21 protein-coding genes are annotated in these 22,387 nt (G+C 58.6%); 13 read left to right on the plus strand and 8 right to left on the minus strand.

The window, feature by feature from the left end:
* Positions 1–2 precede the first annotated feature (2 nt).
* Both AC0V6L_RS06275 and AC0V6L_RS06280 read right to left on the minus strand, forming a co-directional pair.
* Entirely contained in the window at positions 3–761 is a 759-nt protein-coding gene (locus AC0V6L_RS06275) for a DUF1223 domain-containing protein (RefSeq protein ID WP_486153475.1), read from the minus strand.
* A gap of 281 nt (positions 762–1,042) precedes the next feature.
* The gene (locus AC0V6L_RS06280) at positions 1,043–2,059 is read right to left on the minus strand and encodes an agmatine deiminase family protein (protein ID WP_486153476.1); all 1,017 of its coding nucleotides are present in this window, start codon (positions 2,057–2,059) and stop codon (positions 1,043–1,045) included.
* A gap of 46 nt (positions 2,060–2,105) precedes the next feature.
* Between AC0V6L_RS06280 and glnE the strand changes: the two genes are divergently transcribed.
* The 8 genes from glnE to AC0V6L_RS06320 all read left to right on the plus strand — a co-directional run bounded on the left by glnE (position 2,106) and on the right by AC0V6L_RS06320 (position 12,763).
* Positions 2,106–4,865 carry a bifunctional [glutamate--ammonia ligase]-adenylyl-L-tyrosine phosphorylase/[glutamate--ammonia-ligase] adenylyltransferase gene (gene glnE, locus AC0V6L_RS06285; protein ID WP_486153477.1) on the plus strand — a complete coding sequence of 920 codons (2,760 nt, stop codon included), beginning with the start codon at positions 2,106–2,108 and terminating at the stop codon, positions 4,863–4,865.
* Positions 4,858–5,331, plus strand: a complete 474-nt coding sequence (locus AC0V6L_RS06290) for a peroxiredoxin (protein WP_486153478.1) — start codon at positions 4,858–4,860, stop codon at positions 5,329–5,331. The genes glnE and AC0V6L_RS06290 overlap by 8 nt, the downstream gene beginning before the upstream one ends.
* A gap of 6 nt (positions 5,332–5,337) precedes the next feature.
* On the plus strand, positions 5,338–6,141 hold the full coding sequence (locus AC0V6L_RS06295) for a ferritin-like domain-containing protein (RefSeq protein ID WP_486149304.1): 804 nt from the start codon (positions 5,338–5,340) through the stop codon (positions 6,139–6,141).
* Positions 6,142–6,335: 194 nt separating this feature from the next.
* Positions 6,336–7,040, plus strand: coding sequence for a M23 family metallopeptidase (locus AC0V6L_RS06300; RefSeq protein ID WP_486153479.1), 705 nt, complete (start codon positions 6,336–6,338; stop codon positions 7,038–7,040).
* 262 nt (positions 7,041–7,302) lie between these two features.
* Positions 7,303–8,841: an acyl-CoA synthetase gene (locus AC0V6L_RS06305; protein ID WP_486153480.1), complete on the plus strand. Its 1,539-nt coding sequence runs from the start codon at positions 7,303–7,305 to the stop codon at positions 8,839–8,841.
* Positions 8,841–10,133, plus strand: a complete 1,293-nt coding sequence (locus tag AC0V6L_RS06310) for a cytochrome P450 (RefSeq protein WP_486153481.1) — start codon at positions 8,841–8,843, stop codon at positions 10,131–10,133. The genes AC0V6L_RS06305 and AC0V6L_RS06310 overlap by 1 nt, the downstream gene beginning before the upstream one ends.
* Positions 10,134–10,326: 193 nt before the next feature.
* Positions 10,327–10,986, plus strand: coding sequence for a YqiJ family protein (locus tag AC0V6L_RS06315; RefSeq protein WP_486149312.1), 660 nt, complete (start codon positions 10,327–10,329; stop codon positions 10,984–10,986).
* Between the two features lie 55 nt (positions 10,987–11,041).
* Positions 11,042–12,763 carry a flotillin family protein gene (locus tag AC0V6L_RS06320; RefSeq protein WP_486153482.1) on the plus strand — a complete coding sequence of 574 codons (1,722 nt, stop codon included), beginning with the start codon at positions 11,042–11,044 and terminating at the stop codon, positions 12,761–12,763.
* A gap of 72 nt (positions 12,764–12,835) precedes the next feature.
* Here the strand turns inward: AC0V6L_RS06320 and galU are convergent, their stop codons facing one another.
* The gene (gene galU / locus AC0V6L_RS06325) at positions 12,836–13,714 is read right to left on the minus strand and encodes a UTP--glucose-1-phosphate uridylyltransferase GalU (protein WP_486149314.1); all 879 of its coding nucleotides are present in this window, start codon (positions 13,712–13,714) and stop codon (positions 12,836–12,838) included.
* A 198-nt stretch (positions 13,715–13,912) separates the two neighbouring features.
* Here galU and murA point away from each other — a divergent pair, with 198 nt between their 5' ends.
* Positions 13,913–15,196, plus strand: a complete 1,284-nt coding sequence (murA, locus tag AC0V6L_RS06330; protein WP_486149316.1) for a UDP-N-acetylglucosamine 1-carboxyvinyltransferase — start codon at positions 13,913–13,915, stop codon at positions 15,194–15,196.
* Here the strand turns inward: murA and AC0V6L_RS06335 are convergent.
* From AC0V6L_RS06335 to AC0V6L_RS06355, 5 genes are all read right to left on the minus strand, one after another.
* Positions 15,193–15,429: a ribbon-helix-helix domain-containing protein gene (locus AC0V6L_RS06335; RefSeq protein ID WP_486153483.1), complete on the minus strand. Its 237-nt coding sequence runs from the start codon at positions 15,427–15,429 to the stop codon at positions 15,193–15,195. The two genes, murA and AC0V6L_RS06335, sit on opposite strands and share 4 nt — an antisense overlap.
* On the minus strand, positions 15,426–15,638 hold the full coding sequence (locus tag AC0V6L_RS06340; protein ID WP_486153484.1) for a TIGR03643 family protein: 213 nt from the start codon (positions 15,636–15,638) through the stop codon (positions 15,426–15,428). The genes AC0V6L_RS06335 and AC0V6L_RS06340 overlap by 4 nt, the downstream gene beginning before the upstream one ends.
* 67 nt (positions 15,639–15,705) lie before the next feature.
* On the minus strand, positions 15,706–16,428 hold the full coding sequence (phbB, locus tag AC0V6L_RS06345; RefSeq protein ID WP_486153485.1) for an acetoacetyl-CoA reductase: 723 nt from the start codon (positions 16,426–16,428) through the stop codon (positions 15,706–15,708).
* 115 nt (positions 16,429–16,543) lie between these two features.
* Complete coding sequence (locus AC0V6L_RS06350; protein ID WP_486153486.1) at positions 16,544–16,867, minus strand: hypothetical protein; 324 nt, start codon at positions 16,865–16,867, stop codon at positions 16,544–16,546.
* 43 nt (positions 16,868–16,910) lie between these two features.
* Positions 16,911–17,300 (minus strand): hypothetical protein, encoded by a 390-nt coding sequence (locus tag AC0V6L_RS06355; RefSeq protein ID WP_486153487.1) that lies wholly within the window; start codon positions 17,298–17,300, stop codon positions 16,911–16,913.
* A 455-nt stretch (positions 17,301–17,755) separates the two neighbouring features.
* On the opposite strand from AC0V6L_RS06355, the gene AC0V6L_RS06360 reads away from it, so the two are divergent.
* Genes AC0V6L_RS06360 through holA form a run of 4 tightly spaced genes read left to right on the plus strand, consistent with a single transcriptional unit; the run spans position 17,756 to position 22,301 of the window.
* Positions 17,756–18,163 carry a DUF3576 domain-containing protein gene (locus AC0V6L_RS06360; RefSeq protein ID WP_486151536.1) on the plus strand — a complete coding sequence of 136 codons (408 nt, stop codon included), beginning with the start codon at positions 17,756–17,758 and terminating at the stop codon, positions 18,161–18,163.
* Positions 18,164–18,208: 45 nt separating this feature from the next.
* A complete protein-coding gene (gene leuS, locus AC0V6L_RS06365) occupies positions 18,209–20,722 on the plus strand; it encodes a leucine--tRNA ligase (protein ID WP_486153488.1) in 2,514 nt (837 codons plus the stop codon).
* The gene (gene lptE / locus AC0V6L_RS06370) at positions 20,722–21,264 is read left to right on the plus strand and encodes an LPS assembly lipoprotein LptE (RefSeq protein ID WP_486155061.1); all 543 of its coding nucleotides are present in this window, start codon (positions 20,722–20,724) and stop codon (positions 21,262–21,264) included. The genes leuS and lptE overlap by 1 nt, the downstream gene beginning before the upstream one ends.
* On the plus strand, positions 21,261–22,301 hold the full coding sequence (gene holA / locus AC0V6L_RS06375; protein ID WP_486153489.1) for a DNA polymerase III subunit delta: 1,041 nt from the start codon (positions 21,261–21,263) through the stop codon (positions 22,299–22,301). The genes lptE and holA overlap by 4 nt, the downstream gene beginning before the upstream one ends.
* The last annotated feature ends 86 nt before the right edge of the window (positions 22,302–22,387 follow it).

Raw genomic sequence — 22,387 nt, forward strand, 5'->3', positions numbered from 1 at the left:
GGCTAACGCACCCAGCGCGCGGCCAAGACAGGACCGCCGCCGGGTTCGCGCAGTATAAGCGCATACTTGTCGGCGCCCGGCAGCCGCAATTGGGATGCTGTGAGCGCATAGCTTGCCTTGCCGCCTTGCCAGGTTGCGATGCGCTGTTCGGCAATCAGGACATTGGTGTAGGTCACCGTGCGGCCGCCATTTTCGCCGCGGCCAATCGCCACATCTTCGCGGGCTGACACACCAAGAAGCATGAGCTCAGCGGCCTTGTCGCTAGAGCCATTGATACCGACGCCGAACCCGCCATTGGCTTTTTCCAGCCTGATAACCGCGCGCATTGAGCCGCGTGCGCGCTCCACTAAATTTCGAACCGCGCTTTCTTTGGAACCCACTTCGCCCAGACGCCCGGCCACCACGCTTTGCGGAGTGTAGACACCGTTATATCCGCCAAGGCCGCGGCGCGCATAATCGCGTTGCAGCTCGGTGTTCGATGGCTTCGCAAATGTGTCTTTCCATCCCAGCCTGTCCCAATAGTCAACGGGGCGCGAAACCACGATCAGATTGGCCTCGCGCGCCAGTTTTGCAGCGAGCCGGTCAGCCGGGGGGCACGATGAGCAACCCTGGCTGGTGAACAATTCGATCAGCACAGGCTCATTCGCCAGAGCGGGCAAGCCACTCGGAGCAGATTGTGCGTTGGACGAATTGGGCAGGAGCAGCGGCGCTGCTGCAAGGACGATGAACACCGCAAGGGCGGCAACAATCTGGCGTTTCACACTCAACCTCGCAATTCCGGACGCATTTCAGGCGCAATTGTCCTGAGACAAGGAATACGTTCAAGAATCGGGATTGGTTACGCGGACGCTCCGGCCTTTAGAAAGGCAGAACTAGAAAGGCAGAACGGGGCCCGCCAAGATCAATGCCAGTGCGCAGCCCAAAACTATCACGCAGCGCGCGGCATCAATCGGGCGTGCCAGTAGCGCTGCATAGGCTGCTTGGGAAAGGGCGAAGGCTTTGCTCATAGCCTGCACAATGGGGAGCAAGTCCTAACGAAGCGTTAAGCAGCGCCAAGCGAGGGCATTTGCTGGCTGGCGCAATGAAAGCCGCCTCCGCCCGCCAGCACTGCATCGGCGGGTAGGCCGATACAATCGCGATCCGGGAACAGCGCGGCAATGGCCTGTACCCCTGCGTCATCAAAAGGCGAGCCGAATGTCGGCACCACAACCAAATGCGTGGTGATCGCGAAATTCACATAGCTTGCAGGCTCAATCACGCCGCTGCGTTTTATCAAACCGGGCGAAGGAACGCGGATGATGTCCAATCCGAAAGCCTCGGCCCGCCGGGCAGCGTCATAGTAAATCGCGCGATTGGGATCATCCGCGCCGCTCGGCTTTGGCACGATCATACGGCCCGGCGCGGCAAAGCGGGCAAGATTGTCGATATGGCCATCGGTGTGATCGTTCATGAGACCGTCCCCGAGCCACAACACCCGGTCAAACCCGAGCATTTCGCGCAGTTCTTCTTCGATATCGGCGCGGCTCAAATCGGGGTTGCGATTGGGATTGAGCAGGCATTGCTCGGTCACGGCGACAAGGCCGGTGCCGTCGCTTTCAATCGCTCCGCCTTCAAGGATCATGGGTGACGTTCGAAGTGGGAGGCCTGCGGCGTGCGCCAGTTCTGCTCCAATCATATCATCGCCGGGCATCTCGTATTTGCCGCCCCAGCCATTGAAGCCAAACCGGACCGCTGATTGCGCTTCGCGATTGGTTACGATAAGCGGACCCGTGTCGCGCAGCCAGATATCGCCATAAATGCGTTGTTCCAGCGTGACTGCCCCGCTCACCAGACGCCGCGCGCGCGCTTCACTTGCATCATCGCGCACCAACAGCCGCACCTCTTGCCCGCTTTCCGCCACGGCATTGGCAAAGGCTGCAATCTGTTCCTGCGCGCGTTCAAGGTAGCCCGGCCATTCTTCGGCCAAATGGGGAAATCCGATCCACAGCCAATCCTGCGGCGCCCATTCGGGCGGCATCCGGGCAGGTGTGGCTGAGAGCGTATTGGGGCGCGCGGTCATGGCAATGCGTCTTGCAGAAGCCGGGAAGCAGCGTCAATGAAGCGGAATGGAGCCAGGGCAAACAGCGGATTGGGAGGAAGCGCTTGCGCGGGCCCGTGCGCATTCGCCATTTCTGGCCCGCGCGCTTGATAGGCAGCCTGACCTGGAAGCGCTGCTTGCCAAAGGCGATGCGGAAGCTGCGCTCCTACGGGCTAAAGCGCATGCCGATAACCCCGATACATCAGCGGCGCTGCGGCGGGAACGTTTGGCGCTGGCGGCAGCGCTTGCCATCGGTGATCTGGCGGGCGCTCTGCCGCTTTCGCGCGTCGTGAGCGAGCTTACAGGATTTGCCGATCGCGCGATGGACCGCGCCATTCGCACGGCGATTGAAGAGCGCACGGGTGTTGCCAGCACCGCTGGCTTTATCGCTTTGGCATTGGGAAAGCAGGGGGCCTGTGAACTCAACTATTCCTCTGACATTGACCCCATCTGGCTTTATGATCCGGCGCAGCTGACATGCCGCAGCAATGATGATCCGGGCGAAGCGGTCCAGCGTTACGCCCGCCGCGCGGTGGCGCTGTTATCTGACACCACGCAGGATGGATACGCGCTGCGCGTTGATTTGCGGCTGCGGCCAGCTTCCGAAATCAGCCCGCTTGTCGTGCGGCGCGGGGCCGCGCTCACTCATTACCAAAGCGCCGCACTGCCATGGGAACGCGCAGCATTCACCAGAGCGCGCGCCGCGTCTGCCGATATCGCGGCGGGCGAGGCGTTTCTGGAAGATATCGCGCCGTTCGTGTGGCGGCACGGGCTGGATTTTGGCGCGGTGGACGAAGTGCAGGCTTTAACCGATCGCATCCGCGAGAGCCATGCAGGCGCGATGAGGCCCGGACCGGGCTTCGATGTGAAAAAAGGGTTCGGCGGCATCCGCGAGATCGAATTTTTCGTTCAGACGCATCAGCTAATTCATGGCGGACGCGATCCCTCTTTGCAGGTGCGCGGGACACGTGCGGCGCTGGACGCGCTGGCGGCAGCCGGGCGAATTGAACAGGCCACGGCGCAGGATTTGGGTGCAGCCTATGACCGATTGCGAGTGATCGAGCACCGGTTGCAAATGGTCCATGATCGCCAGACCCATGCGCTGCCCGATGGCGCGGCGCTTGATAATGTGGCGCGCTTGGATGGCCTTGAAGATGGTGCAGCGCTGATTGCTGATCTTGAGTTGGTCACGGGCAAGGTTGCTGCGACATACGAAGCGCTCATTCGCCCCAGTCCCGTTCTTGCTATTGTGCCAGAGGCGCACAGCGAATGGGCAAAAGTGCTGGGCGAATATGGATTTGCCGAACCCGCCGCGCTTGCACGGCGGATCGAGGGATGGCGCGATGGCCGCTATGCTTGCCTTCGTTCTGAGCAGGCTTTGGAAGCGTTTGAGCGGGTTTTGCCGCCGCTTTTGCGCGCTTTTGGGCAAAGCGATGATCAGGCGCGGGTTCTGGCCCGGTGGGAAGCCATCCTTGATTCTGCGCCTTCTGCGATCAATCTGTTCCGCCTGCTGGATGCGCGGCCCGATGTGCTGGAGCGTCTGGTCGCAGCGCTTACTCTTGCGCCTGCTTTATCGGACGAACTCGCGCGGCGGCCTGAATTGCTGGACACGCTGCTGGACCGGACAGCGCGCCAATTGCCGGGTGCGCCCGCTGAAATTGCTCAGCGATTTGAAGAATGCGCCGCAAGGCCGGATTACGAAGCGTTGCTCGATTCCATCAGGCTCGTAACCGGCGAAATACGCTTTGCGCTGGGGGTGCAGATGATTGAGGGGCAGGCAGATCCGCTGGAGGTTGCCGCCGCCTTATCGCGCACCGCCGAGGCTGCCATCAACGTCGCAGTGCGCGAGGCTGGCCGCGAATTTGCTGCCAATCACGGCGCGATTGCCAATAGCGAACTGATCGTTTTGGGGCTTGGCCGCTTTGGCGGCGGAGCGCTTACCCATTCCAGCGATCTGGACACCGTGTTTTTATTCACCGGCCCGTTTTCCGCCCGTTCCGATGGGCCAAAATCGCTCGGCGCGACGCAATATTACAACCGCCTTGCCGCGCGAGTCATTGCCGCTTTGTCGGTCCCCACCGCCCAGGGCGCTTTATACGAGGTCGACACCCGGCTGCGCCCACAAGGCGCGCAGGGTCCGCTGGTGGTGAGCATGGATGCCTTTGCCAAATATCAGGAAGAAACCGCCTGGACATGGGAACATATGGCCCTGTCGCGCGCACGGGTTCTACAGGGCTCTGCGCACAGCCGGCGGTCGGTTGCGGCCATAATGCAGCGCGTGCTGGCGCGAAAGCGGGATAAGGATGCCTTAGCGACATCGGTCACCGCGATGCGCGCAGAAATGGCGCAGCATAAACCGCCCGCTGGTATACTCGATGCCAAGCTCTTGCGAGGCGGGCTGATCGATTGCGAATTTCTGGTGCATTTCCTCCAATTGCAGGGGATCAATGCGAGCGGGCAGGCGCTGATTGATACCCATCCCAAAGCCTATTCCCCTGACCTTGCCGAAGCGATACCCGCATTGATTGATGCAGGGCATCTGCCGTCAGGCTTTCTTGCCGATTATGATTTGATGAGCCGGATATTGGTCGCCGGGCGCCTGCTTGCCCCTGACATGAAAGAACCGCCACATTACGCCGCATCTGCGCTTGCAAGCGCATGCCAACAGCCCACTTACAAAGAGCTCTTGCAAGCCTTTGCGCAGGCAAGGCAAAGAGTCGCGCAGATCTGGTCGAGTGTGCTTGGCGAGACCATCCCACATAGCGAAATGGAGCCGAATGATGAGTGATTTTCCCGGTATAGGTGACGCAATGCCTGATATTGCCATGGGCACGCCGGATGGCGGCGAAGTGAAGCCATCGGATTTTGCTGGCAGGAAACTGGTCGTATTTTTCTATCCGAAGGACAACACGCCGGGCTGCACCACCGAGGCAAAAGACTTTACCGCTCTCAAAGGCGAATTTGATGCGGCAGGCACTGAATTGCTGGGCGTATCAAAGGATAGCGCGAAGAAGCATCAGAACTTTATCGCAAAGCATGATCTGACAACGCCTCTGGCAACCGATGCAGCAGAAGGCGGCCTGTCCGATACGCTTGGTGTGTGGGCAGAAAAACAGATGTACGGCAAATCCTATATGGGCATGGTCCGATCGACCTATCTGGTCGATGCCAATGGGAAAATCGCTGCGGTTTGGCCCAAAGTGAAAGTCAAAGGCCACGCCGAAGAGGTTCTGGCGGCGGCAAAAGCGCTGTAAGCTTTGATGCAAATCGCGGCTCAAAATGTTTCAGAGGCCATTCGGTCGGTCCTTTTGACCGGCAATCCGCGTGCGAAATGCATGGCGGCGCGCGAAGCCGCGCGCGATTGGCGTTTGGGGCGGCTGGATTGCAGGTTCGATGCCGCGATGCCTGACCAGCCCGCTTGGCCTTCTGCTCCTGAGCTGCTGCCTCCCAACCAAATGCCAAAACGCGGCAAGTTTGGATCACCGCGTGCGCGGATCGCTTTGTGGCACAGCCTTGCGCATATAGAATTTGTCGCGATTGATCTGGCGCTTGATATGGCGGGCCGGTTCGGTGCGGAAATGGGCGAGGCGTTTGTCAGCGATTTTCTTGGTGTTGCCGCAGATGAGGCGATGCATTTTGCGCTGCTTGCCCGAAAACTGGAAAGCCTGGGCAGCCATTATGGCGCTTTGCCCGCTCATGCCGGATTGTGGCAAGCGGCTCATGCAACCCGTCACGACGTCGCGGCCCGGTTGGCGGTTGTGCCGATGGTGCTGGAAGCGCGCGGTCTTGACGTCACGCCTGCAACTTTGAAGCGGGTAAAGGCTGCGGGGGATGCCAATGGTGCAAAAATTTTATCGCGCATTCTTGACGATGAAATCCGTCATGTCGCGATTGGCACCAAACACTTTTTGCATTGTGCAGAATCAGCCGGGCAAACCCCTGCAATTATGTGGCAGAACCTAGTTTCGCGCTACTTTCGAGGGTCTGTTAAGCCGCCATTCAACGACTCAGCGCGTCTTGCAGCCGGTTTATCGCGAGACTTCTATGCAGAGATTGCGCTTTAACGACTCGCGTCCATACCTCTCAATGTAACAAGTCGAAACGCCAGTGTTATTGGCTGACCGGCAAAGTCTACCGGGCTTATTCGCGGCGCAAGATCAGCGAAAAGTGAGGCGGAGGCTTGGGTATGAGATAGCCCGCTGATGAAGCAGGCAGGTGTTCTTTAAGATAGAGCGCCAACACAGAGGAACCGGTCGCAATGATTACGCTCTTAAAGCGTCCTTTCAAAATTCTTGGCGCGGCGTGCGCGGCTTCGCTGCTTGCTGCCGCTGGTCCGGCTCTCGCCAACACCAACGCCAATACGGCGACCACCGCAGCTGACGTGACCGAGCCTTTGCGTGAAGCGCAGGAAGGCAAGTTGGCCAAAGGCGATCCGCGCTTTCGTCAGCTGTTTGCCAATTGGCGCACGCTCGACAAAGCAAAACCTGGCGCGCCAGCGGAGCGTGCGGCTGTCGCTATCCCTTCACGTATGCCGGTTGATACAGGCCGGATGAGCAGCGGCTATGGAATGCGCAACCATCCAGTGCTGAAACGGCGCAAGCGCCACAATGGCGTTGATATTGCAGCGCCTACGGGCACACCTGTTTACGCAACAGCCGATGGTTTGGTGGGCCGTGCCAATTGGTTCTCAAGCTACGGGCTTTACATCAGCATCGATCACGGCGCGGATCTGGAAACGCGCTATGCGCATCTGTCGCGGCTTGCGGTTGCCGCGGGTGATACCGTTCGCAAAGGCGACATCATTGGCTATGTCGGCTCAACTGGCCGCTCAACCGGGCCGCACCTTCATTACGAAGTTCGCGTTGATGGACTTGCGGTCAATCCAATTCCTTATATGGTGGAATCCAACGCGCAGGCTCAGCTTGCGGCAGCCGATGAAAATGCTGGCCGCGGCGGTCAGTAAGTCTGCTGGAACGGGTCTTATTTGACGGCCCATTAGAGTTAGCCCGCCTGGAAGCGGGTTCGGACATTGGAGAGGGTGTCCGATCATAGGCGGCGGGTCTTCCCGCCGCCTTTTTTTATGCGCGATCCAGAGCCAGTATTGCGCCAGTCGAAAGTTGTCCTTCGCTTTTCGCTTGAGTGCGAGCACCTGAACGCTAGCATCCCGAATCCAAGAGGCAGGCGCCCGCATTGGACGGTCGCTGCGAGAGAGGGAAACACCAGCCATGCACCCGATTGCCCATGCAGCGAGCAAACCTGACCACCCCGCCGTTATTATGGCAGGGACTGGTCAGCAGATGACCTATGGCGAAATGGACGAGGCGGCGAACCGCTTTGCCCAATTGCTGCGATCGCGCGGGCTTGCGCCTGATGATGCGTTTGCGGTGCTGCTTGAAAACCGGATCGAGTATTTCAAGATCGTGTGGGGATCGCAGCGCGCGGGCACTTTGCTCGTGCCAATTTCCACTCGCCTCACTGCGCCTGAAATCATCTATATCCTTAAGGATTGCGATGCGAGAGTGCTGATCACATCGCATGTCTATGACGGTGTCCTGGCAGATATTCGCCGCGAATGTCCGGATATCGAAGTGCTTTTGACAGGCGATGATGGCGCGGAAAGTTTCGATGCTGCTCTGGCTGAGCAGCCTGCCGCTCCCATTGCTGACCAGCGTGCCGGGCTCAATATGCTCTACAGTTCGGGCACGACGGGCAGGCCCAAGGGTGTTCGCCCTGCTCCGCCAGAGGATCCGGATCCGCAAGCCATCATCCCCTTTCTGGGGCTTGCCACTATGGGCGCGGGAATGCCGGCGGATGGATCAATGATCTATCTTTCCCCTGCTCCGCTTTATCATGCAGCTCCGCTGGCATGGTGTTCAGCAGCGCAGCGACTGGGCGGAACAATCGTGGTGATGGAGAAATTCGATCCCGAAGCGGCCCTGGCGGCGATCGAAAAGCACAAGATCACCGACAGCCAATGGGTGCCGACGCATTTTGTGCGCTTTCTAAAGCTGGATCCCGCGATCCGCACCAAATACGACCTCTCCAGCCACAAACGCGCGCTTCACGCAGCCGCTCCTTGCCCTGTCCCGATCAAGCGGGAAATGATCGAATGGTGGGGGCCAATAGTGAATGAATACTATGCCGGATCAGAAGGGATCGGCATGACAATGGTCGGGGCCGCGGATTGGCTGGAACACCCCGGCACAGTGGGCAAAACCATCTATGGCCAGCTGCATGTCTGCGGCCCCGATGGCGAGGAAGTGGGGGCAGGTGAAGACGGCCTCATCTATTTCGAAAACGTGCTGCTGCCCACCTATCACAACGATCCGGAAAAGACCGCCGACGCGATGCATTCCAAAGGCTGGATGACTTTGGGCGATATCGGTCATGTTGATCAGGATGGATATCTGTTCCTGACCGACCGGAAAAGCCACATGATTATCTCTGGCGGGGTCAATATCTACCCGCAGGAGATCGAAAACCTGCTGGTGACCCATGACAAAGTGATGGATGCAGCCGTGATTGGCGCGCCTGATCCTGATCTGGGGGAGAAAGTTGTCGCGGTGGTGCAGCCGCTCGACATGGGGGATGCAGGCGACGCGCTTGAGGCGGAATTGCGCGAATTTCTGGCGCCGAACCTTGCGCGGATAAAACTGCCCAAATTGTTTGATTTTCGCCCCGACTTGCCCCGAGAGGCCAATGGCAAGCTATATAAGCGTGAGCTGCGTGATGAATACGAAGCCGCCGCGAAGGAGAGCGTGTGATGCCGGCCAATGCGATCACTTTGCCTTCAGACATCGGGCGTAAAATCATCGCGCCTGAAAGCTATGCCGAGTGGGATGGGTTGCTTGATACCTTTGATGATCTGCGCACAAGTTCACCTGTTGCCAGGATCGTTGCCGAAGACGATTCGTTTGAGCCGTTCTGGCTGATCACGCGCTATGATGATGTGATGCGCATTTCAAAGGACAACAAAACCTTCCTCAACAATCCCAAACCCGTGGTGTTTGCAACGCGTGAGGCAACCGCGTTCTCCCGGGCGGCGACCGGGTCGAACATGTTGGTGGATTCGCTGGTGGTGTTCGATGCGCCGATCCATCCCAAATACCGCAAATTGACCCAGGACTGGTTTATGCCGCGCAATTTGGCGCGGTTGGAAGATGAGATCCGCGCCCTTGCGACCGGAATGGTCGATGCAATGATTGCAGCGGGCCCCGAAGTGGACTTTGTCGAGGCGCTGGCCGGACCTTATCCTTTGCGGGTGGTCATGCAGATATTGGGCGTCCCGCCAGAGGATGAACCCCGGATGCAAATGCTGACCCAGCAATTGTTTGGCGGTCAGGATGCTGATCTTTCGGGCACGGGTATGGAGAATATGACCCCCGAACAGGTCGTCCAACTGGTCGCTGGGGCGGTCAAAACCTTTGAGGATTATTTCGCCGCACTGGCGCAGGATCGCCGCGCCAACCCAACCGATGATGTCGCCAGTGTCATCGCCAACGCGCTGGTCGATGGAAAGCCGTTGCCGCCGCGCGATATGGCGGGATACTACATCATCATGGCGAGCGCGGGACATGACACGACCAGCGCATCGACCGCGGGCGCTATGCTGGCCTTGGCGCAAGACCCTGCTCAACTGGCGAAAGTTAAGGCCGATCGTTCATTGCTGCCCGGTATTGTCGAAGAAGCGATCCGTTGGACCAGCCCGGTCCAGCATTTCATGCGCACCGCAGCAGAAGATGTCGAAGTGGGAGGGCAGCTTATCCGCGCGGGCGATTGGATGATGATCAACTATGTCGCGGCCAATCACGATCCGGCGCAGTTTGATAATCCGCGCGCATTTGATGCCGCGCGCTCGCCCAATCGCCATGCTGCATTCGGCGCCGGTGCGCATCAATGCCTTGGCCTGCATCTGGCGCGGCTGGAAATGCGGATTGTGTTCGAGGTGTTGCTTGACCGGATAGAAGCGGTGGAGCTTGCCGGAACACCTGCACGCGCAAACAGCACATTTGTTGGCGGCTTGAAGAAGCTGCCGATAAAGATAACCGCAGCGTAAGCTTCTTATATGGGAAGGCAACGCAATAAAACAAGGGTGGCGCGCAAATATACATTCAAAAACGGGTCTATCGCAACTCCATACCGATTTTTCTGTTCTTTTCGCGCAATATGTGTTAATACTCCATTCATGGGAAAAACCTGGAATTTGGCATGCTGCGCTTTTGCGGCAGGATTTGTTGAGGGGGATGCGAATGGACTTGCTTGATGTAACATTGCTTCAACCGCACAATCTGCCGTTTGCAGGCGCGGCGATCCTGCTTGTCATGATTGTGCTGCTCCAACTGATTGGAGCGGGCGATTTCTTTGACAGCGGCGACGTCGATATCGACTTGGATGTTGACGGAGCAGCTGACGGACTAGAGCCCAGCGGCTTTTTGGAAAGCGCGTTCAGCCTTCTAGGGATAGGCCGGGTGCCGTTCCTCATCTGGTTCATGGTCTTGCTGTTCGTCTTTGTGATGATCGGCGTGTCGGGCCAGGAATTGGCGATCAGCCTTTTGGGTGCGCCCTTGCATCCCGCTTTGGCGGGCGTGCTGGCGGGAATTGGCGCTTTGCCGGTGAACGGAGTGCTGACCCGGCCCTTGGAGCGCATCTTGCCCAAGGATGAAACAAGCGCGGTGGGTCTTGATAGCCTGGTGCGGCGCGATGCTGAGATTCAAACCGGCACGGCCCGCACCGCGTCACCCGCGCGGGCGAAAGTCAAAGACCGCCATGGCCATCCTCATTTTGTAATGGTCGAACCGCATGATCCCGATGCGCAATTGAATGAAGGGGACACTGTTTTGCTGGTGCGGCGCGAAGGGGAGACATTCTTCGGCGTGCATTACGAAAGCAAGCTGCTGGGCCTCGATTAAACACACACAACGCGCGCTGGGATCCGCAGCCGCGCGACACACGATAGGAGACACTATGGACGGGTTACTTGATCTTGCGATTTACATCGGCATCGGCTTGGCAGTCATTGTCGGAATGTTTGTATTCCTCACAACACTTTACCGACGCGCGTCGAAAGAAATCGCTTTCGTTAGAACGGGTATTGGCGGCGAGAAGGTTGTGATGAATGGCGGTGCGCTGGTGTTCCCGGTGTTCCACGAAACCATGCCCGTGAACATGAACACTCTGGTGCTTAGCGTTGTCCGCAAGGATGGCGAAGCGCTCATTACGCTCGACCGGTTGCGGATTGACGTGAAAGCGGAATTCTATGTCCGCGTTCGCCCCGATGCAGGCGCGATTGCGATGGCGGCGCAAACACTTGGCATGCGCACGATGCAGCCCAACCTATTGAAAGATCTGGTTGAAGGTAAGTTCGTTGACGCGCTGCGATCGGTTGCCGCGGGCATGAGCATGAACGAGCTGCACGAGCAACGCGCAGACTTCGTGCAAAAAGTGCAGCAGGTTTCCTCCAACGATCTTGCGATGAACGGCTTGGAGCTGGAATCGGTTTCGCTCACTGGCCTTGACCAGACGAGCATTGAGCACTTCAACGCCAACAACGCATTTGACGCAGAAGGTCTGACAAAGCTGACCGAGCAGATCGAAGCGCGCAAGAAACTGCGCAACGATATCGAGCAGGACACCCGCGTCCAGATGGAGACGAAGAACCTCGAAGCGGACACGCGCAGCTTTGAAATCGGGCGCGACAACGAATATGCGCGCCTGCAACAAGAGCGCGAGGTTGAAATCCGCCGCGCTTCGCAAACCTCGGAAATCGCGCGCGAACAAGCGGAGCGTGAGCGCGAAGCTGAAGCGGCTCGGATCGAGGCGAAGAAGCAGGTTGATGCCCAGCAAATTGAGGCAGACCGCCTGGTTGAAGAGGCTCGGATCGATCAGGGCCGAGCGCTGGAAATTGCGCGTCAGGAACAGCAGATCGCGGTCCAAAACAAATCGCGTGAGGAAAGCCAGGCGAAAGCCGAAGCTGACGCTGCCCGCGCCAAAGCGGTCGCCGCCGAAGAGCAGGTCGCAACCGCTCGTGAAAGCGAGATTGCTGAACGTCAAAAGATGATCGAATTGATCGAAGCGGCAAAGCAAGCTGAACGCGATGCGATTGGCATCAAGGTCGAAGCCGAAGCGGAGAAAGACGCTGCGACCAACCGCGCAGAAGCGTCACGGCTCGAGGCGAAAGGTGAAGCAGACGCAGAAATTCTCCGCGCCGAAGCTGACAGGGTGCGCTTTGAAGTTGAAGCGGCCGGTCAGCAAGCGGTGAACGAGGCGGCCAATATCCTCTCGATGGATCAGATCAGCCTTCAGACCAAGCTGGCTCTGCTTAAAGTGCTGCCCGAGGTCGTGCGTGAAAGCGCGAAACCGATGGAAGCGATCGATTCGATCAAGATCGTTCAGGTCGATGGGCTTACGCAAGGCGGCGGTTCTGGCGGCGCACCTGCTGGCGCAAATGGCGCCGGCGGCGGTTCGGGCAATCTGGCGAGCGACGCTGTCTCAGCCGCGCTGGCCTACCGCGCGCAGGCCCCGGTGCTCGATGGTCTGATGAAAGAGCTGGGCCTTGATGGCTCATCGCTTGGCACTTTGGTGCAGGCGGCAACCGATGATCCCAAGAGCGTTGAGGAGGCTTTGGAAAAGCTGACCTTTAACGATGACGGTTCTGTTTCAAAGGATGATGCCGACGCCGCTGAATAAGCGATCAAACTCAATAAAAAAGCCCCGCTTTGCTCGCCGCGCAGCGGGGCTTTTTCGTGCTTTGCGGTGTTATTACCCGAGCAATCTGTTTGCCATGGCGCGCACATCTGCGCCCATATCATCGCGCTCCAGCGCCAGCGCCAATGTTGCCTCGACAAATCCCAGCTTGCTGCCGCAATCATAGCGGTTCCCGTCAAAGGTTACCGCATGGAACGGCTGGTCGCCGATCATCCGCGCCATCGCATCGGTCAGCTGAATTTCGCCGCCAGCCCCTTTGCCCTGCGTCTCCAAAGTCCGCATGACTTCGGGTTGCAGGATGTAGCGGCCTGAGATGATCTTGTTGGAAGGCGCTTCATCCACTGGCGGTTTCTCGACCAAGCCCTTTACCTCGGTCAACGCTCCATCGGCCGCGCCGGGATCAATCACGCCGTAGCTCGAAACCTCGTCATGCGGGACTTCGAGGACACTGATAAGATTGCCGCCGGTCTGGTTATAGGCATCCACCATCTGCTTCATGCAGCCGGTCCCGCCTTTTTTGCCGACCATCAATTCATCCGGCAGGAAGATCGCAAAGGGTTCATCGCCAACAATCGCGCGCGCGCACCAGATTGCATGACCAAGGCCCATCGGCACTTGCTGGCGCACAGTGATGATATCGCCCGGCGTTGCGCGGGTTGGTTCCAGCACGCCCATATCCTTGCCGCGTTCGGACATGGTGGCCTCAAGCTCGTAAGCCACATCGAAATGTTCAACGATGGCGGTTTTACCGCGCCCGGTGACAAAGATCATCTGTTCAATGCCAGCTTCGCGCGCTTCGTCGACGGCATATTGGATCAGCGGACGATCCACGATGGGGAGCAGTTCTTTCGGGATCGCCTTGGTCGCTGGCAAAAAGCGTGTGCCAAGTCCGGCGACGGGAAAAACGGCTTTCTTAATCGGCTTGGGGGACATGAATTTGTCATCCTGTCTTTAAGGCACACAGACGTGCTGATGATGGCTCAACTGCCGTTTGGCCTGCGCAAAAGCAATGGCAATAGAGGTGATGGTCCCGATGGGGTATTTTTGCGGGGAAGCGCTGGTTCTAAAGGGTAGGTTGAGCCGGCGGCGCGGCGTGTTTGCGTGACCGGCCGGATCGGGTAAGGGGCATGGATGGACAAACTGATTATCAAAGGCGGCAATCGCCTTACGGGCACGATCCCCATTTCGGGCGCCAAAAACGCCGCGCTTACGCTTATCCCGTGCGCTTTGCTGACAGAGGAACCGCTGACGCTGCGCAATCTGCCGCGGCTGGCGGATATTGACGGGTTCCAGCACCTGATGACGCAATTCGGCGTCTCGACCGAAATCCATGGCAAGCGGCCAGAAGAATTTGGACGGGTGGTCACATTCGAAGCATCGCGGCTCACTTCCTCGGTTGCGCCCTATGATCTCGTTCGCAAAATGCGCGCCTCGATCCTTGTGCTTGGCCCGCTGCTTGCCCGCGCGGGCGAAGCGACCGTATCCATGCCGGGCGGGTGCGCGATCGGGAACCGCCCGATTGATTTGCATTTGAAAGCTTTGGAAGCGTTCGGCGCGGTGATTGAGCTTGCCCAAGGCTATGTCAGAGCGATCCAGCCCGATGGCGGCATGCAGGGCGGCGATTTTGATTTTCCTGTCGTTTCGGTTGGCGCGACGGAAAATGCGCTGATGGCGGCGGTTTTGGCGCAGGGCACGTGCCGCCTGTTCAACGCTGCTAGGGAGCCTGAGATTGTGGACCTTTGCAATCTGCTGGTTGCCATGGGCGCAGAGATCGAAGGCATCGGCACAGGCGATCTGACCATCCATCCGGTCAAACGTCTGCACGGCGCGACTTACCGCGTGATGCCCGACCGGATCGAGGCGGGATCTTACGCCTGTGCGGCGGCAATCACGGGCGGCGATGTGAGGCTTGAAGGGGCCAAGGCAGACGATATGCAGGCCACCACGCGCGCTTTGCAAAGCATGGGCGTGCATGTCGAAGAAGATGCCAAAGGCATGCAGATAACGACCAATGGAGCGATTAAACCGATTGATCTGACGACCGCGCCTTATCCGGGCCTTGCCACCGATATGCAGGCCCAATTGATGAGCCTGCTGTGCAAGGCAGAAGGCAAAAGTGTCCTTAAAGAAACGATTTTTGAAAACCGTTTCATGCATGTGCCCGAACTCAGCCGCATGGGTGCAGACATCGCGACCGAGGGGCGCACCGCGATTGTTTCGGGGCCGGTGGACCTTACCGGCGCAGAAGTCATGGCGACCGATCTGCGTGCTTCGATGAGCCTTGTGATCGCAGCGCTCGCCGCTGAGGGTGAAAGCCAGGTTCGCCGCATCTATCACCTTGATCGCGGCTATGAGCGGCTTGAGGAAAAACTGCAGCTCGTGGGCGCAGATATTGAGCGGGTCGGAGATGATTAGGACAGGCGCGCAACCAGCCACACCCTGATCGCGCTGGCGAGGCCGGGCGGGGTTTCAGCCTTGATCCGTTCTGCATCAATCCGCGCGACCAGGGCATTTATCGCCACACCTTCGCGCGCCGCGACATCGCGCAGCATGTCCCAGAACACAGGTTCCAAAGAAATGCTGGTCTTGTGGCCTGCGATCTGGACCGAGCGTTTGACAGGCGGGTGAAAAGGGGCGGGCGGGTTCACTTATAATGCTCGCGCCGATCACCAAATTCGCGCACACGTTTGCGCCAGGTGCGATAGCTCGACGGCTTAAGGTTATCGCGCATCAGCACTTTGACCTGTTTATCGGACAGGCCAAATTGCGCCTCAATCTCTGCAAAGGCGATATGATCGGACAGCGCCATTTCGATCACGGCGCTGATTTCGGCCTCGGTGAGATTTGATTGCTGCACGTTTGGTTCCATTGCGGTGTGTAGCGGCGCGGGGCGTCAATGCATGAGTTTTGGGCGAACCTGGCCCTCAATACATATGCTGGCCGCCATTGATGCTCATTGTGGAACCGGTGACGAATTCGCCTTCGTCAGAGGTCAGGAACGCGACACCGCGCGCGATTTCGCTGGCTTGGCCCAAGCGGCCCACCGGGATTTTGGCGACAATCTTTTCCAGCACTGGTTCGGGCACGGCCGCAACCATATCAGTGTCGATATATCCCGGCGCAATCGCGTTGCAGGTCACGCCGACTTTCGCGCCTTCCTGCGCGAGCGCTTTGGTGAAGCCGTGAATGCCCGATTTGGCTGCGGCGTAATTCACCTGGCCATATTGTCCGGCCTGCCCGTTGATCGATCCGATATTGACGATCCGGCCCCATTTGCGTTCTCGCATTCCGGGAAAGCACGCCTTTGCCATATTGAAGCATCCGCCAAGATTGACCCGCATAACCTCGTTCCAGTCATCAAAGCTCATCTTGTGCAATGTGCCGTCGCGGGTGATCCCGGCATTGTTGACGACGATATCGACAGAGCCGAATTCTTCGGCGACCTCGCCGCATCCTGTAATACAGGCGTCGTGGTCACCCACGTCCCATTTGCGTGCGGCAATTCCGGTGCGCTCGGTAAAAGCGGCAGCTTTTTCGTCATTGCCTGCATAATTGGCGATGACGGTGCGGCCCTGATTTTTGAGCGCCACGCTGATGGCTTCCCCGATGCCGCGTGTTCCGCCTGTGACGATTGCTACCTTGCTCATAAATCCATGCCTTTCAACGAGTCGCTTTGCTCTTCTGGCATAGCCGTGCCGTAACGTCAGGCAATAAAAAACCCAGCCGAAACTGGGTCTTTTGATGCCGGCAACCGATCAACGGTTAGAAACGGATTTGCGTGCCGACATACACGGCCTGGCTATCCTGCTGCGAAGTGGTGAGAGGCGCGAGGCGTTCACGTTCCTGCGAATAGCGCACGCCCGCTGTCACATCGAGATTGGGCGACAAGCGGAAAGACCCGCCAACACCCACGGTTTGCGAACCAAGCGAATCAAGCGTGTTGGGCGAACGGCCAGCGACCTGTTCGTCTTCAAGCTCGATCCGAGGCTGGAGACGGCTGGGTTCTTTTTCAGCGCGCGGGCCTGCCGGTTCAAATTCAGACAGATCGGGCACTGTCAGGCTGCGGACATTGTCGGGCAATTCCACCGTGGTGCGCGCAAAGCTTTGATAGCCGCGCGCGGTGCCCAGATTAAAGCGGCTGGTTTGCAGTTTGCTGATCGCTTTGCCAGCGCCCGGCGCGGCGTCGATCGCTTTGCGTACAGAGATTGCCTTGGCCGTCTGCCCATCGATCTCGCACAGCGACAGTCACCGTGCGTTCGCGTTCCACCGCGCTGCCGCCTGCAGGGGTAAACCGCATCGAATCGTCCGCTGCAACGCGTGCAAAACGGGCTGCCAATTCAGGATCAACTGAAGCCGGGGTGAAAATATCGAAGCCATTGGCAGCGAAGGAGGCTGCATTATCGCCGGCTTTCACGAGGGCAAGCCCCGTGCTGGGCAAGGCGAGCGTCACCGCGCAGGCTGCCATAACAAGCGGCAGCTTGCGCTGCTTGATCGCTTGAAAGATGCTGCCACGTGCCATTATTGCCCTGTCGTCCCCATTCTGCGTGCCGGGTGCTGATTGTTCAAAGTTCTGAGCGAACTTATACAAATCGCACCTGAACCCTATGTGAGTCTTTAGATGGCACGCAAAAGTGATACAATGATGAAGCGGGCCATGGCAATCTTTTCCACATCATCCCAATAGGTGGATAGAGCTTTTGTTGGGCACCTGTTGCACGCGGCGCACACAGTTTAAGCGGATGTAAACCCGGCCTTGCCGCAGGGTCATTCAGCGCGGATCAACTTTCAGCCTGCTCAGAGCAATCCGTTAACTCTGCTTCGCCGTGCAGGTTTGAGCGCTTGCGACAAGCCATGCGCAGGTTATAGAGCAGACAGTCAAGAAATACGCCAATTTATCGTAAGGAACGCATCGCAGTGACATCGGCCAAAAAATCAGCCTCTGGCTTCTCCTTCCGCCCGGCGGCCAATATCGCGATGGCAGGCGTTGCGGCGGTGGGACTTGCGGCGTGCGGCGGCGGTCAGCGCCCCACAACCGAACTGCAATCGGCGCAGATCAACACCATCGGCGTGAATGCCTATTTGTGGCGTGCGGCGCTTGATACGGTCAGCTTTGCCCCCTTGCTCAGCGCAGACAGCTCTGGCGGGGTTATTGTCACCGACTGGTATGCCAATCCCGGCAATCCGGGAGAGCGGGTGAAGATGACGATCACCATTCTCGATCAGGATTTGCGCGCTGATGCCTTGCGGGTTGCCGCCACACGGCAGGTTTCGCAAAGCGGGGCATGGGTCGATGCGCCTGTTCAGGCCGCGACTGTGCAAAAACTCGAAGACATTATCCTGACCAAAGCGCGCGATCTGCGCCGCAAAGCGATATCAGGCTAAAATTGCCTCTATGCGCCGCGCAGCAGGCACGTTAGCGAGCGCTCTATGACTGATATTCGTTTCGATCCGTCGCAGGCCGATGCGCGCTGGCAAAGCGTATGGGAAAAAGCGGGCACATTTGTCGCCGATTCCAATAGCGACAAACCCAAAAGCTATATCCTTGAAATGTTCCCCTATCCCTCAGGGCGCATTCATATGGGCCATGTGCGCAATTACACGATGGGCGATGTGCTGGCGCGCTATCACGCAATGCGCGGGCGCGAAGTTCTGCATCCGATGGGCTGGGATGCGTTCGGGATGCCGGCTGAAAACGCCGCGATGGAGAAAAAGGTTCATCCAGGCAGCTGGACCTATTCCAATATCGAAGCGATGAAAGCGCAGCTTAAAGGCATCGGCTTTGCGCTCGACTGGACGCGGGAATTCGCGACTTGCGATCCTGAATATTACGGCCACGAGCAGGCGCTTTTCCTCGAACTGTATGCCGCAGGCCTGGTCTATCGCCGATCATCAGAGGTAAACTGGGACCCGGTCGATATGACCGTGCTCGCCAATGAGCAGGTGATTGACGGCAAAGGCTGGCGTTCAGGCGTTGAAGTGGAAAAGCGCAAGCTGGACCAGTGGTTTCTAAAGATCACCGATTTCGCCGAAGACCTTCTCGAAGGTTTGGGTGAGCTCAAAGACTGGCCCGAAAAGGTCCGCCTGATGCAGGAAAACTGGATCGGCAAGTCGCAGGGTTTGGAATTCCGTTTCGATTGTGGACACGGGATCGAAATTGAAGCTTACACGACGCGTCCGGACACGATCTTCGGCGCAAGTTTCGTTGCTGTAGCGCCAGATCATCCCGTAGCAGAGATTATCGCGCGCGAAAATGAGGCAGCTACCGAGTTCATCAAGCAATGCAAACTCGGCGGTACGACAGCTGCTGCGCTGGAAACGGCTGAAAAACTTGGTTTCGACACTGGTTTGAGGACCGAGAACCCGCTTGATGTGAGCGCCAAGCTGCCCGTCTACATCGCGAACTTCGTGCTGATGGATTACGGCACCGGTGCGGTGATGGGTGTGCCGGGGCATGACCAGCGCGACTTCGAGTTCGCGACCAAGTATGGACTTCCAATCAAGCGCGTTGTTGCGCCCAGTGCCGATGATGCTGAAAAGCCATTCGAAGGCGAAGCCGAAGCTGGCGACGGCATAATCGTCAATTCGGGCTTCCTCGATGGACTGAGCGTCGAGGATGCGAAGGCGCAAGTCATTAAGCGAGCAGAACTGGGCGGCTGGGGCGAGGGGACCACCGTGTGGCGCCTGCGCGACTGGGGCATTTCGCGCCAGCGCTATTGGGGCACGCCCATCCCCTTCATCCATTGCGACAGCTGCGGCATCGTGCCGGTGCCCAAGGATCAACTGCCGGTCACTTTGCCCGAAGACGTTGATTTCGAGACGCCGGGCAACCCGCTCGAACGCCACCCCACCTGGAAGCATGTCGCCTGCCCAAAATGCAGCGGCGAAGCGACCCGCGAAACCGATACGCTGGACACTTTCACCAATTCATCGTGGTATTTCCTGCGCTTTGCCAGCCAACCGGTGGATGCGCCGTTTGACCCTGCTGAAATCGCCAAATGGCTGCCCGTGCAGCATTATATTGGCGGGGTGGAGCATGCGATCCTGCACCTGCTCTATGCCCGTTTTTGGACGCGGGCGCTGGCGCATATTGGCAAGATCGACGTAAAAGAGCCGTTTGCCGCGCTGTTTACGCAAGGCATGGTGACGCATGAAACCTACAGCCTTGGCGATGGCTCCTGGCTGTCACCGGGCGAAGTGACCAAGGATGGCGCGGACTGGGTCACCCTCGAGGGCGGACAACCCGTCACCGCTGGCCGCGTTGTCAAAATGTCGAAGTCGAAGAAGAACGTCGTCGATCCCGATGCCATTATCGCGCAATATGGCGCGGATGCGGTGCGCTGGTTCATGCTTTCCGATAGCCCGCCAGAACGCGATCTGCCCTGGTCGGAAGCAGGGATTGAGGGGTGCTGGCGGTTTGTTCAGCGGCTGTGGCGTTTGTTCAATGCGTATGATCCCGCCGCGACAGGCGAGGACAAGGCGCTTTTGCGAAAAGCCCATCAGACAATCGTCGCAGTGGCAGACGATATTGAGGCATTGAGCTTTAACAAAGCGGTCGCGCGGCTGTATGAGCTCACCGCAGCTGCCGAAAAAGCCCCGCCCAGCAGCGCGCGCAATTTCGCCATTCAGGCGATCCTGCAAATGGTCAGCCCGATGATGCCGCATTTGGCCGAAGAAGCACACGCAATGATGGGCGCAGAGGCCCTGATCGCGGATGCGGCCTGGCCAGAGCATGACCCGGCTTTGCTGGTGGAAGATGAGGTGACCATTGCGGTTCAGCACAAAGGCAAGCTGCGCGACACTTTGACTGTGCCAAAAGGCGCGTCCAAAGATGATCTTGAAGCGCTTGCGCTCGCGTCCGATAAGGTTCAGCGTTCGATTGATGGAGCGCAGGTAAGGAAAGTGATCGTGGTGCCCGACAGGCTGGTCAATATCGTCACATGATGCGCCTTTTCGCCATCATCGCCTGCGCGCTGGGGCTGGCCGGGTGTCAGCTCCAACCGCTTTATTCAGGCGCCGGCGGACAGAATATCGCCAGCGGTCTTGCGGCTGTTGATGTCCCGTCCATTCCGGGTCGCGGCGGGTGGCTTGTGCGCAACGCTCTTACCGAAAGGCTGGGTGCAGGCGGCGATGCGGATAGCGCCAATGCAAGCGCGCGTTACAGGCTGGACGTGCGCCTTGATGATGCTCTCGAGGCGCTCGGGGTTCTCAACGATGACACCATCAGCCGCGAACGGCGGATTTTGCGCGCGCGCTATCAGCTGGTCGATCTGGTCACGGGAGAGATCCTGCTTGATGCAACCGCGGGGTCCGATGCCGGGATTGATGTGGTCTCGTCCGAATATGCGACCATTGCTGCGGAACAGACCGCGCTTGAAAACCTTGCCAAGGAAGTGGCCGATCAGATGACGACGCGCATCGCGCTCACCCTGCGCGAGAAAGAAAGCATTGCGCCAAGCGATGCTGGCGCGATTGCGGATCGGTGAAAGCGAAAAACTCCGACTTTGCCCGCGGATTGCCGCGCTCTGCCGCTCAGGCCAATGTGTTCTTTTTTTGCGGTCCCGACGAAGCGGGCGCATCTGCTGCGGCGGGCGCAGTGGTCGAAAGCTTGAGCGATCCGGGCGAGAGGGTCGAATTATCCGGCGGTGATCTCAAACGCGATCCCGCGCTGCTGGGCGATGAAGCGCGATCTTCCTCTCTGTTTGGCGACAAGCGCCATATCTGGGTGCGGGCGAGCGGGGATGAGGCGCATGATGCGCTCAAAACGCTAATCGAAACGGGTGATGCGGGGGCGGGCGATGCTGCGCCGGTCATTGTGGTCGCCACGTCTGCAACCGACAAATCACGCTCTGCAAAGCTGCTGGAAAAGCGGGGCGATGCGCTGGTGGCGATGTTCTATCCGCCCGATCTGCGCGCCGTTTCCGCCTCTGTAAGAGCGATGGCGGATAGCGCAGGATTGCGCCTCGGCGGCGATCTGGCAGAGAGGATCGCGCGCGCTGCGGGTCTTGATGTACGGCTGGCACAATCTGAGGTGACCAAGCTGGCGTTGTATTGCGGGGCTGATCCGTTGGAGCCGAAGACCGCGAGCGTGGAAGAATATGCCGAGATTGGAGCCGCGACCGAAGAGGATGGATTTGGCCCGATCGTCAATGCCGTGATGGGCGGCGAATTGCCAAAAATCAGCCGCGAAATTGCCCGCATGCGCGAGCTTGGGCTTAATCCGGTTGGCCTTTTATTGGCGATGGAGCGGAGGGCGGCGCAATTGGTGCAGATCAGCGCAAAGCTTGGCCCGCGCGGCTCGCTGGATGACTTATCCAAAGGCGAAAAAGCGCAATTGGGCATTTTTTGGAAGGAAGAGCGCGATATCCGCCAGCAATTGGGGCGCTGGCATCGCGGCAAACTGGAACGCTTGATCCCGCGCCTTGTTGCTCTGCACCGATCCTTGCTTGCCAATAGCCAGGCTGCAGAATTGCTTTTGGCACAGGATCTTACCCAGATCGCGCGGTTTGCATCGCGCCGTTAATCGTGCGCGGTGGCCCCGTACCTTGCCGGATCAAGCCGGCGTGCCGGGCATTTGCTGACGATTAAATTGCGGCAACGGCTACCCTT

It is taken from the genome of Erythrobacter sp. JB1-15 (assembly GCF_057365035.1).